Here is a 24382-nt window from a genome sequence, read left to right as displayed (position 1 = left end):
ACGGCTGCCAAGAACTACCGTATTCGCAAGAGCAATTATACTTTGTCCTATGCTTGATTTTGCGGCTTTGTTCCAGCCCTTGGCCGAGCGCGGTCATCTGCTGTATTTTGCCTACGAGCTACAGGCCCGGCAGGTGCAGTACGTGAGCGCGGCCTACGAGCGCCTGTTGGGCGGTAAGGTCGAACGCGTAAACGAGGAACTGCCCGATCTGCTGGCCCGGCTGCATCCCGACGATCAGGAATACGCCGCCAGTTTGTTTGCCCAAGTCGTGGCCGGCGAACTGGTAGAAGATGCCGAATTGCGGCTGCAAGGCCCCGACGACACAACGCAGTGGCTGTGTGTTACGGCCGATCTGGTGCAAGTTCCTGACAATAAGAAGTTTATAGCGGGGCATATTCAGGACATTACCAAAACCCGCCAGTACATCGACAACGCCGACAACTTCAACGCTAAGAAAAACGCCACCCTGGAAATCCTGTCGCATGACTTGGCTGGCCCGTTTAACTTGGTACAGCAGCTGGCCGAATACGCCAGCGAAAAAGCGGAGGTTCTGCACGACAGCCACCTAAACGAGTTGTTGCGCATCATTCAGGTGACCTGCCGCGACAGCGTCAACCTTATTCAGGATTTCGTCGACAACGAGTTTATGGAGTCGGCCAACGTGGAGCTGCGCCGCGAGCGCACCGACTTGGTCGAGTCGTTGCGGGCGGTGCTGGAGGAATACCAGAAATCGGAACAGAACATCGCCAAGCACTTCGAGTTTCGGGCGCCGGCCGACCCGATTTATCTGGAGCTGGACAACAACAAGTTCATGCAGGCCATCAACAACCTGATTTCAAATTCGATAAAGTTTACGCCCAATGGTGGTCGCATCGAATTGAGCGTGGCCCAGACCGATCAGGAACACGTCCTCGTAACCGTGTCGGACAACGGCGTCGGGATTCCGCCGAAGTACCAGCCCGTGTTGTTTGAAAAGTTCACCAAAGCGCGGCGGCCGGGCCTGCGGGGCGAAAAATCGACGGGGCTGGGCATGTCCATCATCAAAACCATCGTCGAGCTGCACCAAGGCCGCATCTGGTTTGAAAGCGCCGAAAACCGCGGCACAACGTTTTATATCAAATTGCCGATCAATGTAAGTAATTGATTTACAATTGATTAATGTGTGTAGTCGGCAAGCGGCTTGAGTAATATTCGCGGGGCGGGTAAGTCCGTTGGCCCGTGGCGCCGTACTAGCTACATCAAGATACAATCTTCTTACTCTCCGGCTTGCGACGTGGTGTTTTGGTCCGACGGACCGGCGTCGGCAGTTGGCTTTATCCCCGCTTCCCTTGGCTACTCCGCCCGATACGCCCGCTGCTCCGTCCTCCCGCATCGCTATTTACGGAGCGCTGGCCGCCAATCTGGCCATTGCGATCATCAAATTTGTGGCCGCCGCCGCCACGGGTAGCTCGGCAATGCTCTCGGAAGGCATACATTCGGTGGTAGATACGGCCAACGAGTGGCTGCTGCTGCTGGGCCTGAACAAAAGCCAGCGCCCTGCCAACGACCACCGCCCTTTTGGGTACGGGCGCGAGCTGTACTTCTGGTCGTTCATTGTCTCCATCCTGATTTTTTCCATTGGCGGCGGCATTTCCCTGTACGAAGGGATTGAACACCTGCGGCATCCTTCGCCCCTCACCGACCCCACCTGGAATTACGTGGTACTGGGCTTGGCTTTTCTGTTCGATGGCTCGTCGTTTCTGCTGGCCCTGCGCACCTTCAATGCCCAGCGCGGCGACCGCTCGTTCTGGTCGGCCTTTCGGCGCAGCAAGGACCCCTCCACCTTCGTAGTGCTCTTCGAAGATGCCGCCGACCTGCTCGGCCTCATCGTTGCTTTTCTGGGGGTGCTGCTGAGCCATCTCCTGCACAACACCGCCCTGGATGGCATTGCCTCCATAGTTATCGGCCTGATTCTGATTGTGATAGCGGTGTTGCTCATTCGCGAAAGCAAAAGCCTGCTGCTGGGCGAACCCGCCGAGCCTGCCCTCCGCGCGCAGGTCGCCGCCCTTGCTCGTGCCGATGAAGCCGTGGTTTCGGCCGCCGACCCCATGACTTCCTACCTTGGCCCGCAGGAGTTGTTGGTGGTGCTTGAGGTCGCGTTTCACCCCGAGTACTCGGCTACGCAAGTCACCGAGGCCGTCAATCGCCTGCAAGCTGCCATCCGGACCCAACACCCGGAGATCAAGCACGTGTTCATCCAGCCTGCTTTTCTGACCGTTGACGAAGCTAAGTCAGAGAATTCGTAAATTTTGCCCTCCTCTGTCCTGCCTTTTGTAGGTTGTCGATCACCCCGTAAGCCCACCCCGAATGAAAAGAATACTGGTTTATTTCCTGACTTGCCTAGCGCTGGCGGCGCAGGCCCAGCGTCCTTCGCCCCGGCAGCTGTATCCGGGCTTGTTTGAAGCGGTGCAGCTGACGCACGTCTACCCCGACAACAAAACGTTTGTGGATGCCCTGCCTAAGCAAAGCCCGGCGCAGATTATGAAAGCCTATGCCGAGCAAAAAGGCAAGCCGGATTTCGACCTGCGGCAGTTTGTGCAGGCTTATTTTACAGCACCGGCCGCCGCTAACGGTCAGTATAAGAGTAATATAACTGGTGGCATCCGTCGGCACGTCGACACACTCTGGACCGTGTTGCAGCGCCGCCAGGACGATACCGCCGCCCTGCGCTACTCGTCGTTGCTGCCGCTGCCGCACCCCTACATTGTGCCCGGCGGCCGGTTTCGGGAAGTGTACTACTGGGATTCGTACTTCACGATGTTGGGCTTGAAGGAAAGCAAGCGGACGCCGGTCATCCGCAACATGGTCGATAATTTCGCTTACCTCATTGATAAGCTGGGCTTTATCCCGAATGGCAACCGCACGTACTACCTCACGCGTTCGCAGCCGCCGTTTTTCGCCCTCATGGTCAACCTGTTGGCGCAGGACGAAGGCGAAAAAACGCTGCTGCGCTACCAGCCACAATTGCTGAAAGAATACGCGTACTGGATGGCCGGCGCCGACTCCTTAGCCCCCGGCGGCATGCGCCTTCGCGCGGTGCGCATGCCTGGCGGCGAAGTCCTGAATCGGTATTGGGATACCAGCGACCAACCCCGCGAAGAGTCGTATGCCGACGACGTGACCAATGCTAAGTCGAGCCCGCAGCCGCCCGCCGAATTCTATCGCAACGTGCGCGCCGCTGCTGCTTCCGGTTGGGATTTCAGCACCCGTTGGATGGGCCCTTCCGGCAAGCTGGGCACCATTCAAACGACGTCCATTGTGCCCGTCGACTTGAATTGCCTGCTTTACGCCCTGGAAAATACGATTGCCAAGACTTACCAGATTCAGGGCAACGCACAGCAAGTCAAGGTTTTCCAGAGTCGTGCTCAACAGCGCAAGAAGGCCATTCTGGCTTACTGCTGGGATGAGAAAGTCGGCTGGTTCGTCGATTACAACCTCAAGTTGAAACAGCGTTCGCCTGTCTACTCGCTGGCCGGGGCGTACCCACTAAGCTTCGAAATTGCCACGCCCACGCAGGCCACGCGGGCCGCTACGTACATGAAGGCCAACTTCCTGAAGCCCGGCGGCTTGGTCACGACGGCCAACACCAGCGGGCAGCAATGGGACGCCCCCAACGCGTGGGCTCCGTTGCAATGGATGGCCGTCGATGGCCTGGAGCACTACAACCAGCGCGAGCTAGCCCGCACCGTTGCCACCCGCTGGATCGACTTGAACGTCAGTGTGTTCCAGCAAACGGGCAAGCTGATGGAGAAATACAATGTGCTGGATACCCACTTGAAAGCCGGCGGCGGCGAATATCCGCTTCAGGATGGCTTCGGCTGGACCAATGGCGTGCTACTCAAGATGATGGACCAGTACAAAGTAGAGTAGCTGCTAACTCAATACCTTAATTATTAATAATTCAAAGCTAAAAAAACTAGCTCCCCTCCTTAAAAAAGGAGGGGAGCTAGTTTTTTTAGCTTTGAATCAGTTACAGATTAGTCATCCAGGCTTTGCGCAGCGCCAGTTGTGCCGGCGTGGCGTTGGGCATTGGGGTAAAGCTGTAGCGCTTCACCTCGTCTTGCTCTTGCAAGTGGTAGCGGATCTTCTTTTCGGCGCTGTCGTGGCGAATGGTCAGTTCTACTTCCTGGCCGGGCTTGCTGGCTTTCACCTGGCCCAACGTCTGCATGGCGTTGTTCAGCGTTACGGCATTGCCCTGATACGCAACGAGTTGGTCGCCGTCGGAGATGCCGCTGGCTTTGAGGGGCGCGCCTACCTGCGTGAACGTCAGTTGGCCGTCGCGAGGCATAAAGCCTGTGCCCAGCGTAGCCAATTTACGGCCCGTGTGCAGCACCGGCGTATACTGAATCCCGACTTTTCCAAAATACTCGGCCAGGGGCAGGGGCTCGGCATTCTGGATGTAGCGCTTGAGGAAATCGCCGATCTCCGGATACGTCATTTGAGTTAGTTCCTGGAAGAACGTTTTCTCGCTGAAGGGCTTATTAGGACCGTATTTCTTGGTCAGTTCCAGAACGACTTCGCGCAGGCCGCGCTTGCCGCCCGAAAGCTCCAGCAGCCGCAGGTCGAGCAGGGCGGCCGTGAGGGCACCGCGCTGGTAGATGTTGCCGTACTGTTTCTGGCCTTCGTCGGAGAACGAGTTGAGGCCCAGCTTGCTAAGCGAATACGTGGTGTCGGCCTGCAAATGGTCGTAGGCGACTTTGCTGCTCATCTGGGCGAGGTATTCGTCCAGCGACATGAGGCCACCACGGAGCTGCATCATATCCGAAGCCCACTCGGTCGTGCCTTCGTACAACCAAAGGTGCTCAGAGCCAGTAGGTTGCACGAAGTTGAAGTGCTCGATGATTTCGGAGTGGATGTTTAGCGGCGTTACCACGTGAAAAAACTCGTGGGCCGCGGTGCTGGTGATGCTGGCAGCTTTTTCGGGCGTCAGCGGCGACTCGTTCACCACGTATTCCGAACTGTAGGAGTGCTCCCAAGCACCGGCGTTGCGGTCTTCGAAATGGTAGAGGAACGTGTAGCGCTTGACGGGCAGCTGTACCAAAAACTTTTGGGCCGCTTGCAGCATCTGCTGCATGTTTTGCAACAGCGGCTCGGCCTTGATCAGGTCCGTTTTGGAGTAGCTATACAGGGCTACTTCGGCGTCGCCGAGCTTGGTGCTGGCTTCCGTGAGGCGGCCCAGCAACATCGGCGAATCGACGGCTTGGTCGTAGCTTTTGGCGTTGTAGTAGCCTTGGGCATCGGCGGTGAGCGGCGTCCCGATTTTCCAATCTTTCGGGTAGTTCAGCTTGATGCGCAGGGGTTTATCCTGAAAACCTTTCACGTAGCCGTAGAGGCACTGGCCATTGAGCAGGGCGTGATCCTGCTCCAACGACGAGCCGCACATCAGATACACGCGGTGCTCTTTGATGGGCGAATCCCAGGTCTCGGCGATGGTGTAACGGATTTCGTGCGTTTTGTCGGGCTTGGCGAGCTGCCACTGATTGGTCGACAACTGCTTAACTTCCAAGGGCTTGCCTTTTTTGTCAAACGCCTCAAACTTGCTCACGAAGCGGCCAATGTCCATGACCTGATATGTGCCCGGCGCGGTAGCCGCAAACTGGTAGATGTTCTGGTCTTTCTTGAGCTTGGGCAGCTCCAGCTTGACCCGAAATTCGTTGGTAGACACCGCAGGGTCGATGTCCACGGTGTAGGTCATGGCCTTTTGCGCTTGAGTGGGCGCAGCCGCCGTCAGTAAGCCGGCCAACAAGCCAAGGCTAACAAGTGATTTCATAAACTTAAAAAAGGAGAGAGAAGGTGGGTAACAGCATGCAGAATAGGATGCAAAAAACTGGCCGACGTTGCGCGACGCAGCCAGCCTTTGCCAGAGCGAAGTTCTGGACTTTTTCCTTGTTGTTATAACTAATTGATAATCATATATTTATTAGGTATTTAAATCCGGGCTTAATCGCACAGCGTGGGCTTTTCGGGCTGGCGGGCAAACTCAAACAGGGTGCGCAGCTGCGAGACCGTAACGCGGTCGACGGACAGCGGCAAGGCCGTGATTTCGCTTTCGTGCACCCACCGGCAGCCGGAGGTTTCGGCGGTATTGGCGAGCACTTCGCCGCCGGTTATGTGGCAAAGGATGAAGCACTTGTAGATGTACCACGGCTCGGGTTTGGGGTGCGGATGCAGGCGTTTGTCGAAGAGGGCCAGCAGGCGCACGGCTTGGGTATGTAGGCCGGTTTCTTCGTAGGCTTCCTTCACAGCGGTTTCAGAAGGCGAATAGCCAATGTCGGCCCAGCCGCCGGGCAGCGTCCAGCGGTCGCCGTCGATCTTCTCCTGCACCATCAGAATTTCATCGGTGCCCCGAAACAGCACGGCGCGCACATCGACCTTGGGCGTCTGGTAGCCGGTCTCGGAGGCAAATAAGGCCGTGAGCTTTTCGACGGGCTCGTCGGTGAGCCGGGCCATGATCTCCACGCTCAGAGCCCGCAACTCTTCGTAGCGCTCGGTGTCGTAAAGGTTGTGGCTGTAAGCAAGGCCCGCCTGCGCCAGCGATTGCAGGCGTTGGGCAACGGAAAGCCAGTCGGTGTTCTGCATAAAAGAAGCGTAAGGGCGGTAAAATAGGGCAGTTGCAGCCAAAACGAAGGTGAGAGGATTTTTTTATCCGGCCTTGCCTGTGAACTATGCTACCTTTTGCCAAGCACAGCCGTAGTAGGGAAGATCCTCACGTGATTTGTTGTATAGTCAGTTGATTTTCAAGGTATTATCCCTATGTTCAGTTCTGTTCCGCATTTTCAGCGCCTGGCCGAGAAGACCAACCAAGTTTTTTTCGTGTACAGCCTCACTGCCAAGCAGATGCTGTACCTCAACGAGGCCTACGAGAAAGTGCTGCGCTGCCGGCGCGGCCGCATCGAAGAAGACTTGCCGGAACTGATCGCCAGCCTGCACCCCGACGACTTTCTCTATCTGAGAGGTTGCTACAAGCAGCTCCTGAAGGGCGAAGAACTGATGGAAGGCATTGAATTTCGGCTTCAGCGCGACGATGCCTCGGTGCAGTGGCTGTGCGTGACGGCCCATCGCACCGAAGAAACGCCCGGCCAAGTGCTGCTGACAGGGTTTCTGCACGACATTACGGGCTACAAAGAGTACATGGAAAATGCCCATCGCTACAACATGAAAAAGAATTCCACCCTGGAAATTCTGTCGCATGACTTGGCCGGGCCCCTCAGCTTTATGCAAGGCCTGGCGACGCGGCTCGAAGAAAAGATGGTACAGTATAACGACCCCACTATCAATGAGTTGATCCGCATTATCGGCGTGACGTGCGGCGAAAGCGTGGACCTGATCCGTGACTTCGTAAACCAGGAATTCCTGGATTCAGTAAACGTCGATCTGAAAAAAGAGCGGGTTGATCTGGCCGAGCGGCTCCGGATTCTGATTGGCAACTACCAGGAGTCGGAGCAGAACATTGCGAAGAAATTTCGGCTGCTCACGTGCGGCGCGCCGGTGTACGTCGGCCTCGACAGCATGAAGTTCATGCAGGTGATGAACAATCTGATTTCCAACGCGATAAAGTTCACCCCCGACGGCGGCCACATCGACGTACGGCTTGAGGAGCAGCCCAAGGCCATCCTGGTCACGGTTGCGGACGACGGCATTGGCATCCCAGCCGAGTTTCAATCGGTGCTGTTTGAAAAGTTTACCAAAGCGCGGCGGCCGGGCCTGCGGGGCGAAAAGTCGACGGGCTTGGGCATGTCCATCATCAAAACCATCGTCGAGCTGCACCAGGGCCGCATCTGGTTTGAAAGCGCCGAAAACCGCGGCTCGACATTTTACATAGAGCTACCCAAGGAGTAAATAGGTGGTCGTAAACGAATATAAAATAGTGTTTTTTTTATAAAAAGCAGATAGCGACTACACTGGCTGGGCTTGCATTCTGGTTTGTAAATATAGGGCATTGTTTATGCTGTAACTCGTTACTAACATCCTGTAAAGCAATATGTTACTAAATATTTTTCTGGATTTATAGTACTTTTTAGGTAAATAACTTAATCCGAAAAAGAATATTCGTTGATAATGTAATTCATTCAAGATATCGGTTGCATTGGGCCTTGCCGATGGAGCAGGAGTACAGTTACTTAGACGGTACAATCGCCTACGTTCTTTCTCGCTCACAACCAGTCTTGTATGAAAACGCCGCCTATTCTTTCAAGGGCTTTGGTCGCAGTGTCGCACCTCCGATTGGGGCTGCTGGCTTTGGCTTATGGAGCCGCTTTACAACCCGTATTGGCCCAGCAAAACCCCCTTGTCGCCTCTCACCGAACTGAAGCTTTTAAGAGTAACAACGGCGCAGCTTCTGCTCATGCCATGACTCCAAACGACGCGCTAACGGCTATTTTTCAGGCCGCAGGCCCTGTCGGCACCGATCCGGCGTCCATTGCTAGCGACACGGAGGCGCTGCCCGTCGATCTGGCGCGCTTCGAGGTGACGGCAGCTCGTTACGATGCCTTGCTTTCCTGGGCGATTGCTCCCGAAAAGAGCCGCGCACATTTTGAAGTGGAACGCTCCCTGGATGGGCGAAATTTCAAGCCCGTCGTGTCGGTAGCCGGACGCGGGGCCACTTCGGTAGCTGCCAATTATGCGTACCGCGATATGGGCGTTAGCAACCTGTCGCACAGACCGATATACTACCGGCTGCGCGAAGTGGCCGCCGATGGCAAAGTCGAGTACAGCCCCGTGCGGGTGGTGCTTTTCGACGCGGACGCTAAAGGCGATATCGACCTGTACCCTAATCCGGCCAAAGCCCACTCCACCCTCGATTTGTCGGGGCTGCCCGTAGGCGACTACACCGTGCAGCTTGTGGACCTAACGGGCCGCGTGGTGCAGCAGCGGACGTTGGCCGGTGCCCAGCGCCACCCACTAGACTTGCAAAGCCTGCCGCCAAGTACCTACATGGTGCTCGTGCGCGGTGGCTCCATCACGCTATCGTTGCCGCTGGCCCACGACTAAGAGACCGGATCCTTTGGCTGAAATAACTACAAAGCCCTTGGAGCGCAAGCTCCAAGGGCTTTGTGTATATGTCTGATAATTAATTACTTATGAACGGGCGCCATGCATTTTCAGTACTTAATCCCTTACCAGTTAGCTCCTTTCGTCTTGGTGCGGATGCGGCACAAGTAGCCGGTAGCGGTGATGTAAAGCGTAGAGCCGTCGTCGCCCCAGGCGCAATTGGAAGCCGAAACGCCCTGCAAATCAATACGGCCCAGCAACGTGCCGTCGGGGGCGTAGATGTGCAGGCCGCCCGGCCCGGTGGCAAACAGGTTGCCCTGCTGATCGATCTTGAAGCCGTCGGGTGAGCCGGGAAGCTGGGCGGCCATGCTGGTTACATCCTTAAACACCCGGTGTTGGCCCACGTTGCCGTCGGCCAACACCGGGAATGCCAACCAGACCGCCCGCTTTGAATCGGACTGCGACACGTACAGGGTTTTGCCATCGGGTGAAAACGCCAAGCCGTTTGGGTAAGCTAGTTCCTTGGTCAACAGCGTTACTTGGCCGTTGGGCGTAACCCGGTACACGCCGCTGAACTCAGTTTCGCGCGCGGGGTCGCTGCCTTGCTTGGGCAGGCCGTAGGGCGGGTCGGTGAAGTACACGTCGCCGTTGGCGCGCACTACCACGTCGTTGGGACTGTTGAGGCGTTTGCCTGCGAAATTGTCGGCCAGGGTGAGCTTGCCGCCGTTTTTGGTGAGCACCGAAATTCGACGGTCGCCGTGCTCACAGAGTACGAGTTGGCCGGCGGTGGTAAAAGCCAAGCCGTTGCTGCCAGGCTCGTTGCTGTATTGGCCCAACCCAGTGTAGCCGGCTGGGTGCATAAACTCCGTAATGCCTTCGCCCTCTTTCCACTTAAGTATTTGATTGGTAGGGGCATGCGAAAACAGCAAATAACCCGCCTGTTTGTCCCATACTGGCCCTTCAAGCCACTTGTAGCCCATGGCCAACACTTCTACCTTGGCATCGGTTGCCAGCAACTGATCGAGCTTGGGATTTTCGCGGATCACGCTGCCAAAAGTAGGGTACATTTTGGGCGTCTGAGCGGCCAGCGAACCACAGCTCAGAACTGCTGCCAGGAACAGAAAAAGACGATGCTTCATGCGGCCAAGGTAGATACTAAATGCGCTTACGAAGCAAAAACAGTTCTTTAGCACGGCTGCTAAAGAACTTAGAAGAAGCCCTCAACGTTATAAAAACAGCCATTATCCACCATTTTATCCCTACTCGTATGTGCGGCCGCTACACCACCATTATTCCTGCTCCGGTACTGGAAGAACGCTTCGACGCCACCTTCGACGGGTCGGCTCCGGGCAGCAGCTACAATGCGGCGCCTTCGCAACGGCTGCCGGTCATTACCAACGCCGAGCCCGGCAAAATTCAGCTGTTGCAGTGGGGGTTGTTGCCGGGGTGGGTAAAAGACGTGAAGCAGGCGCCCAAGCCCATCAACGCCCGCGCCGAAACGCTGCCTGAAAAGCCGTCTTTTCGGCAACTCTTGCAGCGGAAGCGTTGCCTGGTGCTGGCCGACAGCTTCTACGAATGGCAGCAAAATACGCGCGGCAAGGTTCCGCATCGCATTTTGCTGCGTGACGAACAGCCTTTTGCCTTTGCTGGCCTCTGGGACGAATGGCTCGATCGCGCTACCGGCGAAATATTACCTACGTACACCATCATCACGACGGAGCCCAACGAACTGATGGCCACGATTCATAACCGCATGCCGGTCATTTTGCAGGGTCGTGAGGCCGAATTGGCATGGCTCGACGACGACGTATCGGTGGCGGCACACCAAGATCTGCTGCGGTCTTACCCGGCCGCCGACATGCGCGAATACGTCATTTCTTCGCTCGTCAATTCGCCGGCTCACAACTCCCCGGAAGTACTAGAGCCGGCCGTCGCCTGAAGGCAACGGCCGGCTCTGTTTCGGCAATAGGTGTGTAAGGTGTTGTTTATCAGTGGCTTACTTGTAATGGAGCTTGCGCTTGTGGGTGCGCATGTACGCGGGCTTGTGTTTGCGCTTGTTGGATTTAAACCAAGGAAAGAAATGGGCTCCTTCGGGCGTCGCATTCACCGTGGCCGGACCTGCCGCAGCCGATGCGTGAGCCGCCTGTAGGGGCATTGAGCCAACAAAAGCCAATAACAGTAGGGTAGCGATGTACTTCATGCAAGTGTGGTTTTGGTATGGAGGAATAAGGTGCAGATGCGCTTATGGCATGGATAAAAGTAATTATATTTATAATTAAACAAAATATATATACTATATAATCCTAAAACAATACAAAAGCCCCGCTCCTCAGGCTTGCCTGAAAAGCGGGGCGAAAGACAGCGACCTGAAGACAAGTCGTTGGCTCTTAGATAGGAAGAACCCTATTTATTGTCGCGTTTGTCTTCTTGCTGACCTTTGTTCTGGCCGGCGCTGCTCAACTTTTTAGCGTTTGCTTTTTTGTCGTCGGAGGCATCGCTGGCTTCGCCTTCTTCCGGCAATTCCATGCTGCGATTGACCACGACTACGGCCACGGCCGCAATCACGGCGATGCCGATGATCACTTGCGTGGGGTTGAGGCGCTGGGCTATTTTTTTCAGCAGGCTGCCCCCGTGCTTAATCAGGTCTTCCATCTTGTCGTGGTCGCCCTGAAATACGTGGTAAGCGCTTTCAAAAGTGCGTGCGATGTCTTCGGGTAGAATCTTTTCGAGCTGTTGTTCGATCTGGGCTTCCATAGCAGGAGCGGGTGTTAAAGTTATGGTAGAGAGAGGGCACTGGAATGTAGGCCAAGCCACTAGGGGGCGTGTACGCAAAAACCTGTCAGCAGGCTACGTTATGCCGGCAAGAATAGGGCAACAGCAAAGGGTAGTGTTCAGCTCTGATGCACTATAAGAGCTTGATTATAAGTATTTTATAGTTAAAAATAGCACTGTCTAATTAGAAGGATTAATCCCGATTTCTTAATTCAGGACGACCACCAGCCGCGAGCTGACCCGGCTGCCTTCCTGCACGTGGCAATAATAAGAACCCGCCGCTAACCCATTGACTTCCAAGCGCAAACGTTGTTTGCCGCGCGGCAACACCCGGTCCGCAACGCGCTGCACCTCACGACCCATTGTGTCGAAGACCAGCACCTGTACGTGTCCGCCTTCGGCCTCAAATTCTATGGTGGCTTGGTCGCGTGCGGGGTTGGGGTACACGCTGAACCCGGCAATGTTGACCTCGGCGGCACCGACGGCGCCCGTCACCACCGAAGTGCGCAGCACGGGCACGTACGGAAACGAAGGCCCGTTGTGCGGCAACAATTCGTTCAGCATGGCTTCCGATACCCCAAACCAGTCTTTCAGGATGCTGCCGTAGATGGCCCGAAAGTCGAACTGCATTGGGATGTTGTCGTTCACGGTCGCATTTTGCGGCAGGATGGGGTTGGTGCCGTGAATGCGCGGGTTCACAGCCGTACCGAACACAAACAGGGGAGCGGCCGCGCCGTGGTCGGTGCCGCGGCCAGAATTGGCCTTGATGCGTCGCCCAAATTCCGAAAACGTCATGCCCACCACCCGGTCCTGCACGTTGAGCAGCCGCAAATCGTCTTCAAAAGCCGCAATTGCTTGCGAAACCTTGCCCAGCAGCGTTGCGTGCGTGCCCGTAGTAGTGCTGCCGGTGGTGGGCACCTGCGAGGCATGCGTGTCGAAACCGCCGAGGTTGCACACGTAGATGCGCGTTTGCAGGCCACCGGCCACCAGTTGCGCCACAATCTTGAGTTGGTCGGCCAGCGAGTTTTGGCCGGCCGCCGGGTACAGCGCCGACAGGTTTTTGGCCTTGCCCGCCGCCTTCTGAATAACGGACGTGTACACCTGCGTCTGCTGCACCACCTGCCGGATAAATGTCAGCTCGTGGCCAGCAGGCGTATTGGGGGCCGTATCGACGCCGCCCGACAGCAACTGGTAAAACGAGGCCGTGCTGGCAATCGCCATCCCCATGTTCACCGTCGGGCCCTGCACGCAGTTGCTTACCACCGACCCGATGCTAATGGCCAATGGATCAGGTGATTGTGCGCTTGGATAACCCGTTGGGAAGTTCGGGTATTCGCCGTCCAGATAGCGGCCGAGCCAACCGGTGGTAAGCGTCACGTTCGAGTCGGAAGCCGATGTCCAGATGTCGGTGGCGCGGAAATGGCTGAAGTTGGGGTTGGGGTAGCCCACGCTCTGCACCACGCCCACCTGCCCTTTGTCAAACAGGTTTTTCAGCCCCGCCATAGCCGGATGAATGCCTGTCAGGTCGGAGAGCTTCAGCACCTCGTTTTGCGGCAATACAATGTCCGGGCGGGCATTCATCAGGGCCGAATATTGGTCCAGCGGGATGATCATGTTCAGGCCGTCGTTGCCGCCGTTCAGCTGAATCAGCACCAGCACGTGGTCGGTATCGACGGCCGCATTAGTAAGTGCCGCCAGCTCCGGCGAAAATCCATATGCCCCCACCGGAAAGCCGCCCATGAGCACCGGCAGCACCGAAGCCGCCGCCGTGGTCTGAAGAAAGTCTCTGCGTTTCATAGTCCGGCGAGTAACGGATTTATTAGAATTAATTGATAATCAAATAATTGGTGTTTTAAGACAGATGATATTCTGCCAGCCCCATGATGGCGCGCAGCAGCGCCTGCAACTTAGTGTTCACCGAAGCCTTTTTGGTAGCGTTCGTCGGGGCGGCTACGTAAGCGGTCCATTCCTGGGTCCATTCAAAATCGGGCAAGCCGGGCAGCAACGCATCGTTTAGAAACTCCAACTGGCTGCTGGTGAGTGTGATGGGTAACATAAGTTTCGTCAGCTCCGCGATCACCTTATTGGGGTCGCTGGCGACGGCCGGCGGCAGGGCTTGCACCAGCGCAATCGGGTCGATAATCAGTTTGGCGCCGTTACGCGAATAGCCATTAGTGCTGATCATCAGGTCGGTAAACTGGTTGCGGCGCGGCAGCGTCACGGCGTTAATCCAGATTTCGTAAAACTGCGGCGTCTGATAGTAGGCCGCCCAGCCTGCCACGTTCGGCGGGTCGCCTAAGTACTGCTGTTGCAGGTTCGTCTGGCTGTTGAGGTAGTCCCACATGCCGTATTGTGCCACCGCGTTGGTAGCCGGCGGAAACGCAATCTGCAACTGCCGGCATACCGTCACGGTGAAATCTAGCGGGCTTTTGATGACGCAGCCCATATTGACCGGATCGTAAAAATGCTCGCTGGTGAGCAACGATTTTAGCACCGGTGTCACTTCGTAATTGCTCTTGATCAGCAAGTCAGCCATTGGCTGGATCACGTTCTGTTCCGTCGCGGCGTCGATGACGTAGTACACAAACCAGCGATACAGCTTGCGGCACAGAAAGCGCGCCGTTTCGGGCTGATCGAAGATCAGATCAATCAGGTCTTTGTACTCCTGATCGCCCCGGGCCGTGATGGTGCGGCTTCCGAACGCCGCCGAGAATTTCTTGGCGCCCGTATCGTGGCGCGAAGCCGTGAAGTAGCCGCTGATCGTCTGGTTGTTATCGCGCCAGCCGGTGAGCACACGGGCAGCGGCTTTCACGTCGTCTTCGGTGTAATTGGTGTAGTTGCCCGTCCCGATGAGCGGCCCTTTGCCCACCGTAAACAGCTCCAGCAGCTCGCGGCCGTAGTTCTCGTTGGGAGCAGTAGCCGTGCTCTGGTTGCCGTTGAGGTAACGCAGCATGGCCGGGTCAATCGTCACATCCTTAGCAAGTTGCCGGATGTTGCCGAGCGCCTGCTGCCGCAGCAAGGCCGCGTACTGATAGCCGTAGCGCGCGTCGTTGATGTCGCCCAGTTCAATGACAAAGTGGTTGTGCCAGAACAGGGTCATTTTCTCCGCCAACGACTGGCTTTGGTTGAGCATTTGGCCCATCCACCACGCCCTCAGCGACGAGCGCCGCACGCCTTCCACCGCTTGGTCGAAGGGCTGCGTTACCCACGGTTGCCCCAGGGGCACGCTCGCGTCGGTGGAAGCTACGTTTACTGGCGGGCTGGGCGCGGCGGGGGCGGTCAGCAAGGCGTCCACAACCTGTTGCATCGAGCTGCTCGCAGCGCCCTCTATCTCGGTGCGTGTAGGCCCAAACAGGCTGCGGCGTAGCAAGTGAGCGGCCTGTGCATACCCCCAGGGGCCACTGTAGGGCGCTAAGCCTGCCGTAGAGCGTGCCGTATCAGGTAGTTTTTTGTTGGCGAAGCGACTAACCGTTTCATCCGTCGTAATAGCCGCCGCGGGCGCTGCGAGCACTGCGGCATTTTTGTGCAGGAAAGCTCTTCTGTCCATGGCGAGGTGGGGCTTCGATAACTCCTTTTAAGGTAAGAACTTATATCGATTTGAACCGCATGGTTGCCTAGTCCAATGTGCCGCAGCTGGCTAGGGCATAAGCACAAAAAAAGCCCCGCCTTACGGGCGGGGCTTGTAAGCCTTGCAGAAGTGAAACCGGCTATTCGTAGACCTTCACTACAAACACATAGTCTTGCAGCTTGCGGATCTGCTGGGGCCGGGGCGTGCCAGTTAGTTGGTTGCCCCGCGACAAGCGGTAAGGCGCCGACGTGCCAGCGGCCGACAACGAATCCACAAGGCGCATCAGGTACGACGACTTGGTAGCAAACGCCGCACTTTGAGCGTCCATTTGTTTGCCGCTGATGATCCCGATGAGGTTGCCCCGGTCGTCGAGTAGCGGACCGCCGCTGTTGCCAGGGTTCACCGGGATTGAGATCTGGTAGAACGCAGTGTCGCCTTCGAAGCCCGAGCGGGCGCTCAGCGAACCGTCGTTGTACACGAGGTCTTCGCGTGGGTAGCCCAGCGTATAAACCTTCTCCCCCAGATCGGAAAGGCCACGCTTGAAGGTGTAAGGCAGACGGCCGAAACCGTTGAAATCTTTGTCCTTGATGCGCAGGATAGCCAGGTCGTGGGCCACATCCGAAAATACCGGCTCGGCGTGGTAATGCTGGCGGTCACGGCTTTCAATCAACACAGAATCAGCACCTTGGATAACGTGGTAGCTCGTAACCAGATAGCCATCCGAAGTAAGCGCGAAGCCCGTACCGCTAAACTTGCCCGGGTTGAGCTCTTCCGGCGACTTCGGTCCGTCGATGTGATTAATGGCGCGGTTCATTGCCTGCTGGTTGCGCTTGATGCGCTCTACTTCACGGCGCAGCACTTGGTAGCCGTACAGAGAGCCTGGCTTTTGGTTGGCGCGCCAAAATTCGATGCCCAGCAGCGTCGCAAACACGGCCATCACCGCTACCGAGGCAGCTACCATCATGGTAGCCCGGTGCGCATGCCAGAAATCGCGCAGCTTGCGCTCGACCGGCGAAATGTGCAGCAGCGGCATGTTGGGGTTGCCGGTTTCAAGGGGCGCTTCCTGCATGGCCTGTTCCGCGTCAATCTCGGCCTGAATGGCGTGGAGCTTGCGGCGGGTAGCCAAGCGAGAGCTGTATTGGTGCAACGTGCCGGTCAGTTCCTCAAACTCGGCAAAACGCTGGGCCAGGTTTGGGTCGGCCGACAGGCGCCGCTCCAGATCAGCCCGCGCCGGTACGCCGAGCTCGCCGTCGCGGTAAGCCTCAAATAAAGCGTAGTAATCAGCTTCGGTTTTCATATAGAGAGTGCGAGAATCATTTTCCCGCCGTGTGCCCGTGAGTGCTTGGTCAAAACGATTCTTCTTCCTTGAAGTGGGTGAAGAATAATTTTTTCAAGCGGACTAAACACTTGTATTTCTGATTTTTAGCGTTGTCGGCATTGGTATAGCCAAACTCCGCCGTGAGTTGCTGCATGGATTTGTCCTGCAGGTAATAGCCTTCTAAGAGTGAACGACAAGGCTCCCCTACGCGGTTCAACGCTTCGCTCATAGTAGCGAAGCGCCGGTCGCGTTCCTCGGCCTCCAACAGGTCGGCTTCGGCCCCGGTTTCGAGGTAGGGCTCGTGGTCGTCGAGGGAGCCGCCGAAGCGGGTTTTCTCGGCGAGCCGCTTCAACCACAAGCGTCGGCACACAGCGTAGAGGTACGTTTTGATCTGACAGCTGAGCTCCAAAGTGCCTTCGCGTATCTTCTCATAAAACACCATCACGCCCTCCTGGTACACATCCTTGGCCTCGTCCTCCGAGCCGCTGTTTTGCAGCACAAAGTGCGAGATCATCGGAAGGTGCAGGCGGTAGAGTTGCGCCAGCGCCCGGTCGTCGCCGCGACGGATAGCCGCCACGAACTCTTCATCGGTGTAGGAAGGTTGACCCTTGCCCATTCGCTTTCGTTGTTTAATACATAACGGCCCCGTTGGTAACCCCCCGAAAAATAATTTTCTATGGTCGGGTTACCTTTCCGAAAGACCGGTATGAAGAGCGTTTTTCAGACTAAATTTTTCAAACCTAATACCAAAATGAAGAATCTCATCAAGGTTTCTGCTCTTGCCGTTCTCCTCGCTGCTGGCCTCGCTTCTTGCGAATCGAAGTCGACCACCGAAACCACTACTACGGAAGCTGGCTCGGCTGAAACTACTGCTCCTGCTACTACTACTGACTCGACTTCAACCATGAGCACCACGACGACTGATTCGTCGGCTACTGCTGCTCCTGCTACAACTGACGCTGCTGGTGCTTCGACCACCTCTTCGTCGTCGACTACTACCACTACGACTGAGCAAAAGTAATTACCTGCCGGCTAATGCCGGCTAGCGTATAGCTTACAACAGCCCGGCTTCCGCAAGGAAAGCCGGGCTGTTTTGTTTTAGGAGGCTTAAGAAAGAATACGAAAGCAGGCTGCCGGCGTTATAGCTTTTCTTCCAGCCAAAGAAATCCGGCGGCCAGCAGAAATACTCCAAAAAACCACGCTACCGGCCAAGGTTGCTGCACTGTATCCGGTGCGCCTGAGGAAGCTGAGGCGGGGATTTCAGCTCTATTATTAAGTGCTTGATAAGCAATTAGTTGTGCGTTTACCCAGTTTTTGGTATCGTACACATAAAACCACTGGGCAGCCTTTTGGGGTAGCTGTACGCGGTGCCAGCCGGCGGTGGTTGGCCAATATTGGCCCGTGCTCCATTCGGACAAGCGCACGTCCTGCCGCAAGGCGAGCCGGGCGGCAGGTGCGCCCGCCTGCTGCACAGTGGGCTGCTGGGCTGGCAAACGGGCCGCTTCCAAACGTAGGGTGAGAGGCTGTTGCACATGCGGCCACGTTTCCAGCACGTGCCACCGCTCCTCTACCGCCAATGGCCGCGCGGCCGTCGATAGCAAATAGCTCCAATACGAATCGTAGGCTTGGGTTGCGTTTTGCAATACCCAGCGGAAGGTTTCGGGCACCAGCGCAATTACCACGCGGCCCGTTCCGAAGCGCCGATCGGCTACCAGGGTTTGTTGCTGAGCATCCGTAACCAGAGCCCGCGAGCCAGCCGATAGGTGTAAGCTGCCCGGCACTACCGCCGTTGCTTTTTCAGGCGCGCCCGGCCATTTCAAAGGTTGCGGCCGGGCGGTGACAGCCGTAGCACGGGGCACTACGGCAAACCCCGCCCGAGCCGGAGTAGTACGCGGCAAAGCCGCGGCGTCGGCCACAACAATCAGCCCCAAGCCCTGGCTGCGAATGGCGTTTTGCAGGGCTTGGTTTTCGCCAGCAGAAAGTCCGCTTAGGGTGCCGGCATCCGCCACTACTGCGTCGTAGCGGGCCAATAGCGTCGGGGTGAGACGACTGAGATCGTGGGCAGGCTGGTTAAGAAACTCCGTCTGAATAAGGCCTTTGCTGATGCCAACGCGCAGTGCCACTGCATGTTGCTGCGTGCCTAGTTGGTTTTTCAGGAATTTGAACTCAAACGACGGCGTGCTAGCCAGTAGCAACACGCGCAAGGGACGAGTCGGGAGCACTTCCACGGGTACGGGCTCACGCGCCAGTGTCGTGTTGGCCTGTTTCCCAGCCACCAGTTCGTACACGGACAAGCCCGTTGCTTTAGGCGTGAAATGTAGCCGAAAAGCGCCACGACCCGTCGGCAGCTTTACCGAATCGCGGGCTGTGCCGGCCGCTTGCAGATATATCCAGACGGGTGCTTTGGCCACCGCGGTATTTTCAAAAAACCCTTCTAGCTCCACCGGTTTACCCAACTCCAGCTGCCGATTCCAGTGCGCCGCGCGAAAGCCCGTGAAGGCTGGCGGCGTGTGCTGCACGAGTTGCAGATTGCCGGGCAGCGAGGCATCGGCGGCCGGCAGCCCCCGGCCCAACACATGCAACCGGCGCAACGCGGGGTGGCGTTCTGGCAAGGCCGGCAGGCTGGCCAGCACCGGCGCCTCGGCTGGGACAAGTTCATTGTAGCGCCACACCGTGGTGGCCGGGCCCAGCTTTCGGAGGAGCTGTTGAAGAGTGTCTATTTGATAATCAGAGGTTAATAGTATGGCTTCTCTGCGCGAGGTGCCCAGTGTTCGCGTTAGGGGGAAAGCGGTAAACCACAGCCCTGCCGCAGCGGCTAGGCCTGCCAGCAGGCGCGCCGCCAAACGAGCTCTGTTTGCCCTTCGGAGGGCGGCCACAGTGAGCCACACAGCCAGTAACAGGCAGAAAATCAGTAGGGTGTAGAATTGGAGAGAGGAAGGCATTCAGGCTGAGTTCTTACCGGCTTAATTCCTGGAAATAACGCCGCGCTAGGCGGTCGGGGCCGGCGGTGCGGGTAGGAGTCGGCGGCGGGGGCGGCAACAATTCGTGGAGGGCCTGCTCAACGGAAACCAGGCAAGTAGCGCACAAGGCGCGGTGGGAGCGTATGTCTGTCGTGAGCTGACGCAGCTCGCGCAAGGCGCGTAGGTAAGCTCCCGGACGACGCACGGCGGCTTGCGCAATAGCTGGCCCGGCCCGATCCAGCCGCGCGGCATCGGTGCTGCTGGCTGTTTCGCCGCGCCGCAAGGCTTGCAGTGTCCCCAACGCCTCCCGTACTATTGACTGATCGGGGGCAGTGGTGCGCACGTCTTGTTGTAGGCGGGGTGCGGCTGCGCCGATTAGTTCGCCCGTCAGGCGAATAGTCGATTCGGGCAAGACGGGAGGCTCGTAGCCGGATTTTTTTACGTAGGCCCGGGTCTGCTGCTGCACTTGCTTCAGCAGGCGCAAGGCGCGGTACTCAAAGGGCAAGGCCTCGACGGGGCGTACGGTACGCAGCCGCAGCTCTGCCTGCCACATCTGGTCGAGCACACCGCGCAACTTGGCTTTCACGGCGGGCTCCAGGAAATCCGCGGTTTCTTCGTCGTCATGCAGGTGCATGTAAGGTCGGCTGAGGGCGTCAGTTTCGGCCGTGGGCGACGCGTTGGCCGCATCGGCAGTGGGCGGACCATGCTCGTGCTCTTCCTCTGTGCCGGGGTGTTCATTGTGGCTGCTGTCGGCGTCGGCCACGGGCGGTTTGGGAGCGGTTTCGGCCAGTCCTTGCTCGAACTCTTCCCCCAGAAACTTGCCGTAGCGCAGCCGAAGCACTTTTTGGTCAAACCCCAGATTATTAGAGCGTTCCGAAAAGGCAGTCGCCTCCACGCTCCGGCGCTCGGCTAATAGCTTTTCGGTGTCGATGATGATTTGGCGCTGGCTGCGGAAATAGGCTGGCACTACGTTTACCCCCAGCGAAATGTCGGTAGCCGCCTCGTTTACCGTGGTGTCTTCCCACTGCACGAGGTAAGTATCGGAGCGCGCCGTGTGGCTATTGTTGTCCCAGGTCTGAACGTAAAAATATACTTCGTCGCCGTAAGTTAATCCTAGTTTAGGTAGGTTAAGTGTTTGATTTGCAATGCTTTGTGTGGGCTGCTTGCCTAGTCCAGCACTGAGGTCAGTTACGACCTCCCGAAACTTCACGGCTTCGCCCTGGCCCTGTGCTACCGTAGCTACCAAACGGGCCCGCGTCAGGCCGTAATCGTCGCGCAGAGCTACCCGGATGCCCACCTGCGGCTTCTGCCCAAACTCGACGAGTGTGTAGGGTTTGGGCGTCTGGATCTGGACAACGGGCGCCTGATCGGGCTGCACATCGATGGCGTAATCATCGGAAGTGCGGCCCGCAAACCGCAGCCTGTACAGCACCGACGCCTTAACTACCTGCTCCGCCACAAATACCGTGGGTTGCCCCGTTACTGCACGAAAAGCCAGCCGTTGCCGCCCGATTTCGAGTTGCGGCGGCTGGGTAGCAGGGCTGTTTACGTGCACCGTCCAGCGAACGTGTGAGCCTTCGGGACAGCGAAAAGAAGGCTGCGACGCCGCAAAGCCTGCCCGCCGGGTGTAGGCAGGCGGCGTGACGATAATGCGCGTTTCCGTAATTTGAGCAAGGACTTGTGGTTGGTTACTGGGCTGATCTTCAGTGAAATGCAGCTTAACTACCGGGGCTTGGACGGTCGCTGTTGTCCGCTGAGTTCCGTGTGCCTGAAGCAGCCACAGCAGCGCCGCCGCCAATAGTACCAGCCCCGCAACCAGCCCGGACGCGCGAAACGAAACCGGCAGCAGGTGGCTTTCGGTGGTTGCCAGTTCTTGCAACCTGTCTGCCACGCGTTGCTGTTGCAGGTGTCCCAACAGATTCAGCTCGCCCGAGTCGCGCAACAATAGCCCAGTACTGTTTTCGAGCACCGGATAGCGCTGATCGAGCTGGCTGCTGAGGGCAGCAAAATTCGGTCGCCACAGGCGTACCAAGTAGCTCACCAGCCAAACGGCCCCGGCCGCGCCTAGCAAGCCTACCGCCCAACGACCTGCGGGCCACACCCAACCAACTACGGCCAGCAGCACGCCCACGGCCGCCGCAGGCAGCAGCACAGCCACCGTCCGCCGGCCGGCGTAGGCGTGCCATACCGTTCGGAGCGCCGCCACTGCGGGATGGGAGGAGGTTTGGGTTACGAGGCTCATGCGGCAGGAGTAGAAGAAAAGGACAGGCGCCGTTGTGCCAGCAGACGTTCCAAGGCAAACAACAAGCCTGTAGCCAGCACTGCCCACGGCCGCAAATCGAGGTAAGAATCGGGTGCGGGACGGTTGCTGGTGGCTACTGAAACCATGTGGTTTGCCGGATGAATTTGGGCAGCATCGAGCGCACGTTTGTCTGCTGCCCAGTTGGTTGACTTCTGCTCTGGTTGCAGAATATCTAGCAAAAGCGCCGGTAGATTCGGACTATCCGCCAATTCGCTCCAGCCAGGGTGTAGGCGCGTATGTAGCTGATATATTGAGCCTTGTAAAATGCTTTGGTAGCTGAGTACGGCTCGGCCCTGGCCGTCAGACCATAAGCTCTGACCCGTGGCAGGCACTGCCTCTTTGCTGCGGCGCAGAATACGCACGGGCGCTACAGTTCCGGCGTTTGCCAAGAAACCCTCGGAAGACTGGCCCGGCGCCTTAGCGTCCTGCCACAGCCGCAAGCCCCGCCGCACGCGTTGTTGCCAGCCGGCGGGCACCGGCGCATCGCTAAGCCAAAACAGCCAGTCGAGGGATGCCGCTGCGGCCGGCGGCGCGGCCGACACAGTGAGTGCAAGCGGCGCCGCCAAACCCGCCGCGGCTGCCTGCAACGCCGCCCGCAAGTACCGGGCGTCTTCGCTGTGCGCAGCATCATACCGAACCCAGATGCGAAGCGGCGCGGTACTGGCTGCTACGGCAGCAGAGCTACTGTCGCGGGGTTGTAGGGTAGCACCAGTGGCCGTAGTTGCGTAGTGCAGCGGCGACAAACCGGCTACGCGCACCGCCTCGCCGGCGTTCGGCGTTCGCACGCGCACCACCCGAAACGTGGCGGCGGCTTCGGTGCTACGGCCCACCAGCAGGCGCAGGCTATCGGGGCCGGACTGGTAAGCACTTTGCAGCCAAGCCCCGGAATCGGCAGTGGGCACGACTTGCCACGTCAGTTGGGCAGGCAAGGCCGGACGGGTGGTTTGGAAATGACCTAACCTAGCCGAAGTAAACACTCGAATCGGGCGGTTGGGAAAGGAATCTGCCGCCTGCCGCACGCGTGCCCACAACTGATCGGCTGGTAATGAGTCGGTTGCGCCAGCGGCCGCTACCGAATCGAGGTTGCGCCAAGCTGCTGCCGAAATAAGTCGGAACCCCGGTGCCAGGCGGCGCACTTCGTAGCCCCGGCGGCGCAGCGAATCAATGCCGGGGCGGAATGCTGCCAGCGAGCCCGTTGGCAGTAGATCGGGACTGATAAAAACCTGCCCGCGCGTTGGAGCCGGTGGTCGTTGCCAGGCTGGGCTTGCCAGCGCCACAGCCAGCAGCGCTACCACGGCAATGCGCACCAGCAGCAGCGCCAGCTGTTCTAGCTTCAGGCTGCGCAAGCGCCGGTTGGCCGTTGCTTCCAACCACCGCAGGCTACCCACCGATACGGTGCGGCCCGGCCGGCGGTTCCATAGGTGAATGGCCACCGGCACAGCAATGCCCAGCAACGCCAACAAACCAGAAGGAGCAAGGAAGGTGAGCAATGGAAACAGAGTGAGGTGAAGGTAAATCTATTCTATGGTTTTATAATATATTGATAATCAATGTATTAACTTATACTCTGTCTTCGTCTGAGAAACTCCCGCAGCGCCCGATCCAAAGGCTCGGAGGTATTGACTTCGTGGTAGTCGAAGCCGTGGCGGCGGGCATTTTGCGCCGTGTTGCGCAGCCATTCCTGCAACTGCTGCTGGTAGGCGGCGCGCTGCTGATCGGCGTCAAGCTGCAAAGTGTGGCCGGTTTCCAGATCTTGAAACATCACGGAGCCGCGGTGCGTGAAGTCCAACTCGTTGCGGGCTAGCGTATGCAGCACCATCACTTCGCCCGATACCGCCCGCAGCCGCGTCAGAAGTTGCTCGATCTCTGAGGTTTCTTCGTAAAGGTCACTCACACAAATGATTAGGGCGCGTTGTCGGCGGGCAGTGAATGGCGCCAGCGCGTCGTTGCCCGGAAAGCGACCGGCCGCTTCTACATTTTCGAGCGCATGAAAAATTCGTGGTAGCTGCCTCGAATCGCTTTGGCCGCTAAGATGCTGAATGCCCGCCGGATGCAAAACGGTGAGTGCTACGGCATCGCCTTGATTATGAGCCAAATAGGCCAAGGCCGCCAGCAACAGCCGCGCATAGTCGAGCTTGGTTAATCCATTGTCGTCGCGGTGGTTCATGGAGGCGCTGGCATCCAACAGCAAGTGCACCACAAGGCTCGTATCTACCTCTGATTCACGGATATAGTAGCGATCCGAGCGAGCAGCGAGTCGCCAGTCGAGGCGGCGCAGATCGTCGCCGGGCAAGTAAGGGCGGTACTGGCTGAACTCCATGCCCGCGCCGCGCCGTCGGCTCAGGTGCTGACCCGCCAAAAAGCCTTCCGCCGCCGTTTTGGCGGCCAACGGCAGATTCCGCAACGCAGCAAGGGTTTCGGGAGAGAGCAAG

Annotated in this window: 20 protein-coding genes; 7 read left to right on the top strand and 13 right to left on the bottom strand. The window is 57.7% G+C overall.

Annotation, left to right across the window (positions count from 1 at the left end; genetic code table 11):
• Nucleotides 1-49 precede the first annotated feature (49 nt).
• The 3 genes from FHG12_RS07165 (at nt 50) to treA (ending at nt 3909) form a co-directional block, all read left to right on the top strand.
• The gene (locus FHG12_RS07165) at nt 50-1144 is read left to right on the top strand and encodes a PAS domain-containing sensor histidine kinase (RefSeq protein WP_139515080.1); all 1095 of its coding nucleotides are present in this window, start codon (nt 50-52) and stop codon (nt 1142-1144) included.
• Between the two features lie 184 nt (nt 1145-1328).
• Nucleotides 1329-2285, top strand: a complete 957-nt coding sequence (locus tag FHG12_RS07160) for a cation diffusion facilitator family transporter (RefSeq protein WP_139515079.1) — start codon at nt 1329-1331, stop codon at nt 2283-2285.
• 61 nt (nt 2286-2346) lie between these two features.
• Nucleotides 2347-3909: an alpha,alpha-trehalase TreA gene (gene treA / locus FHG12_RS07155; protein WP_139515078.1), complete on the top strand. Its 1563-nt coding sequence runs from the start codon at nt 2347-2349 to the stop codon at nt 3907-3909.
• Between the two features lie 100 nt (nt 3910-4009).
• Here the strand turns inward: treA and FHG12_RS07150 are convergent, their stop codons facing one another.
• Both FHG12_RS07150 and FHG12_RS07145 read right to left on the bottom strand, forming a co-directional pair.
• On the bottom strand, nt 4010-5809 hold the full coding sequence (locus FHG12_RS07150; RefSeq protein ID WP_139515077.1) for a M61 family metallopeptidase: 1800 nt from the start codon (nt 5807-5809) through the stop codon (nt 4010-4012).
• Nucleotides 5810-5979: 170 nt separating this feature from the next.
• The gene (locus tag FHG12_RS07145) at nt 5980-6618 is read right to left on the bottom strand and encodes an NUDIX hydrolase (RefSeq protein WP_139515076.1); all 639 of its coding nucleotides are present in this window, start codon (nt 6616-6618) and stop codon (nt 5980-5982) included.
• Between the two features lie 174 nt (nt 6619-6792).
• Between FHG12_RS07145 and FHG12_RS07140 the strand changes: the two genes are divergently transcribed.
• Nucleotides 6793-7878 carry a PAS domain-containing sensor histidine kinase gene (locus FHG12_RS07140; RefSeq protein ID WP_139515075.1) on the top strand — a complete coding sequence of 362 codons (1086 nt, stop codon included), beginning with the start codon at nt 6793-6795 and terminating at the stop codon, nt 7876-7878.
• 330 nt (nt 7879-8208) lie between these two features.
• Nucleotides 8209-9030, top strand: a complete 822-nt coding sequence (locus FHG12_RS07135) for a T9SS type A sorting domain-containing protein (protein ID WP_139515074.1) — start codon at nt 8209-8211, stop codon at nt 9028-9030.
• 125 nt (nt 9031-9155) lie between these two features.
• Here the strand turns inward: FHG12_RS07135 and FHG12_RS07130 are convergent, their stop codons facing one another.
• Nucleotides 9156-10169, bottom strand: a complete 1014-nt coding sequence (locus FHG12_RS07130) for an SMP-30/gluconolactonase/LRE family protein (RefSeq protein ID WP_139515073.1) — start codon at nt 10167-10169, stop codon at nt 9156-9158.
• 128 nt (nt 10170-10297) lie between these two features.
• Here FHG12_RS07130 and FHG12_RS07125 point away from each other — a divergent pair, with 128 nt between their 5' ends.
• Entirely contained in the window at nt 10298-10969 is a 672-nt protein-coding gene (locus tag FHG12_RS07125) for an SOS response-associated peptidase (protein WP_139515072.1), read from the top strand.
• Between the two features lie 57 nt (nt 10970-11026).
• On the opposite strand, the gene FHG12_RS07120 is transcribed toward FHG12_RS07125, so the two are convergent.
• From FHG12_RS07120 to FHG12_RS07095, 6 genes are all read right to left on the bottom strand, one after another.
• Complete coding sequence (locus tag FHG12_RS07120; protein WP_139515071.1) at nt 11027-11230, bottom strand: hypothetical protein; 204 nt, start codon at nt 11228-11230, stop codon at nt 11027-11029.
• Between the two features lie 203 nt (nt 11231-11433).
• Entirely contained in the window at nt 11434-11784 is a 351-nt protein-coding gene (locus FHG12_RS07115) for a hypothetical protein (protein ID WP_139515070.1), read from the bottom strand.
• 225 nt (nt 11785-12009) lie between these two features.
• Nucleotides 12010-13599 carry a DUF1501 domain-containing protein gene (locus FHG12_RS07110; protein ID WP_165699324.1) on the bottom strand — a complete coding sequence of 530 codons (1590 nt, stop codon included), beginning with the start codon at nt 13597-13599 and terminating at the stop codon, nt 12010-12012.
• A gap of 55 nt (nt 13600-13654) precedes the next feature.
• Nucleotides 13655-15349 carry a DUF1800 domain-containing protein gene (locus FHG12_RS07105; RefSeq protein ID WP_139515069.1) on the bottom strand — a complete coding sequence of 565 codons (1695 nt, stop codon included), beginning with the start codon at nt 15347-15349 and terminating at the stop codon, nt 13655-13657.
• A gap of 160 nt (nt 15350-15509) precedes the next feature.
• Nucleotides 15510-16667, bottom strand: coding sequence for a trypsin-like peptidase domain-containing protein (locus tag FHG12_RS07100; protein ID WP_139515068.1), 1158 nt, complete (start codon nt 16665-16667; stop codon nt 15510-15512).
• A gap of 49 nt (nt 16668-16716) precedes the next feature.
• Nucleotides 16717-17304, bottom strand: coding sequence for an RNA polymerase sigma factor (locus tag FHG12_RS07095; protein ID WP_139515067.1), 588 nt, complete (start codon nt 17302-17304; stop codon nt 16717-16719).
• A gap of 135 nt (nt 17305-17439) precedes the next feature.
• On the opposite strand from FHG12_RS07095, the gene FHG12_RS07090 reads away from it, so the two are divergent.
• Complete coding sequence (locus FHG12_RS07090) at nt 17440-17709, top strand: hypothetical protein (RefSeq protein ID WP_139515066.1); 270 nt, start codon at nt 17440-17442, stop codon at nt 17707-17709.
• A 118-nt stretch (nt 17710-17827) separates the two neighbouring features.
• Here FHG12_RS07090 and FHG12_RS07085 read toward each other — a convergent pair whose 3' ends face one another.
• From FHG12_RS07085 to FHG12_RS07070, 4 genes are all read right to left on the bottom strand, one after another.
• Nucleotides 17828-19630 carry a hypothetical protein gene (locus FHG12_RS07085; protein WP_139515065.1) on the bottom strand — a complete coding sequence of 601 codons (1803 nt, stop codon included), beginning with the start codon at nt 19628-19630 and terminating at the stop codon, nt 17828-17830.
• 13 nt (nt 19631-19643) lie between these two features.
• On the bottom strand, nt 19644-21890 hold the full coding sequence (locus FHG12_RS07080) for a DUF4175 domain-containing protein (RefSeq protein WP_139515064.1): 2247 nt from the start codon (nt 21888-21890) through the stop codon (nt 19644-19646).
• Nucleotides 21887-23440, bottom strand: a complete 1554-nt coding sequence (locus FHG12_RS07075) for a BatA domain-containing protein (RefSeq protein WP_165699323.1) — start codon at nt 23438-23440, stop codon at nt 21887-21889. The genes FHG12_RS07080 and FHG12_RS07075 overlap by 4 nt, the downstream gene beginning before the upstream one ends.
• Nucleotides 23441-23505: 65 nt before the next feature.
• On the bottom strand, nt 23506-24381 hold the full coding sequence (locus FHG12_RS07070) for a DUF58 domain-containing protein (protein ID WP_139515062.1): 876 nt from the start codon (nt 24379-24381) through the stop codon (nt 23506-23508).
• Nucleotide 24382 lies beyond the last annotated feature (1 nt).

The organism is Hymenobacter jejuensis, assembly GCF_006337165.1.
In the GTDB taxonomy this organism is placed as follows: Bacteria; Bacteroidota; Bacteroidia; order Cytophagales; family Hymenobacteraceae; genus Hymenobacter; species Hymenobacter jejuensis.
This window is presented reverse-complemented; position numbering and strand designations above follow the sequence as displayed.

Excerpts from the sequence above, each read along its gene's own strand:
- FHG12_RS07165 (WP_139515080.1), top strand. The coding sequence starts at position 50 with ATGCTTGATTTTGCGGCTTTGTTCCAGCCCTTGGCCGAGCGCGGTCAT.
- FHG12_RS07100 (WP_139515068.1), bottom strand. The coding sequence starts at position 16,667 with ATGAAAACCGAAGCTGATTACTACGCTTTATTTGAGGCTTACCGCGAC.
- FHG12_RS07105 (WP_139515069.1), bottom strand. The coding sequence starts at position 15,349 with ATGGACAGAAGAGCTTTCCTGCACAAAAATGCCGCAGTGCTCGCAGCG.
- treA (WP_139515078.1), top strand. The coding sequence starts at position 2,347 with ATGAAAAGAATACTGGTTTATTTCCTGACTTGCCTAGCGCTGGCGGCG.
- FHG12_RS07090 (WP_139515066.1), top strand. The coding sequence starts at position 17,440 with ATGAAGAATCTCATCAAGGTTTCTGCTCTTGCCGTTCTCCTCGCTGCT.
- FHG12_RS07085 (WP_139515065.1), bottom strand. The coding sequence starts at position 19,630 with ATGCCTTCCTCTCTCCAATTCTACACCCTACTGATTTTCTGCCTGTTA.
- FHG12_RS07110 (WP_165699324.1), bottom strand. The coding sequence starts at position 13,599 with ATGAAACGCAGAGACTTTCTTCAGACCACGGCGGCGGCTTCGGTGCTG.
- FHG12_RS07080 (WP_139515064.1), bottom strand. The coding sequence starts at position 21,890 with ATGAGCCTCGTAACCCAAACCTCCTCCCATCCCGCAGTGGCGGCGCTC.
- FHG12_RS07115 (WP_139515070.1), bottom strand. The coding sequence starts at position 11,784 with ATGGAAGCCCAGATCGAACAACAGCTCGAAAAGATTCTACCCGAAGAC.
- FHG12_RS07095 (WP_139515067.1), bottom strand. The coding sequence starts at position 17,304 with ATGGGCAAGGGTCAACCTTCCTACACCGATGAAGAGTTCGTGGCGGCT.
- FHG12_RS07135 (WP_139515074.1), top strand. The coding sequence starts at position 8,209 with ATGAAAACGCCGCCTATTCTTTCAAGGGCTTTGGTCGCAGTGTCGCAC.
- FHG12_RS07145 (WP_139515076.1), bottom strand. The coding sequence starts at position 6,618 with ATGCAGAACACCGACTGGCTTTCCGTTGCCCAACGCCTGCAATCGCTG.
- FHG12_RS07125 (WP_139515072.1), top strand. The coding sequence starts at position 10,298 with ATGTGCGGCCGCTACACCACCATTATTCCTGCTCCGGTACTGGAAGAA.
- FHG12_RS07130 (WP_139515073.1), bottom strand. The coding sequence starts at position 10,169 with ATGAAGCATCGTCTTTTTCTGTTCCTGGCAGCAGTTCTGAGCTGTGGT.
- FHG12_RS07150 (WP_139515077.1), bottom strand. The coding sequence starts at position 5,809 with ATGAAATCACTTGTTAGCCTTGGCTTGTTGGCCGGCTTACTGACGGCG.
- FHG12_RS07140 (WP_139515075.1), top strand. The coding sequence starts at position 6,793 with ATGTTCAGTTCTGTTCCGCATTTTCAGCGCCTGGCCGAGAAGACCAAC.
- FHG12_RS07120 (WP_139515071.1), bottom strand. The coding sequence starts at position 11,230 with ATGAAGTACATCGCTACCCTACTGTTATTGGCTTTTGTTGGCTCAATG.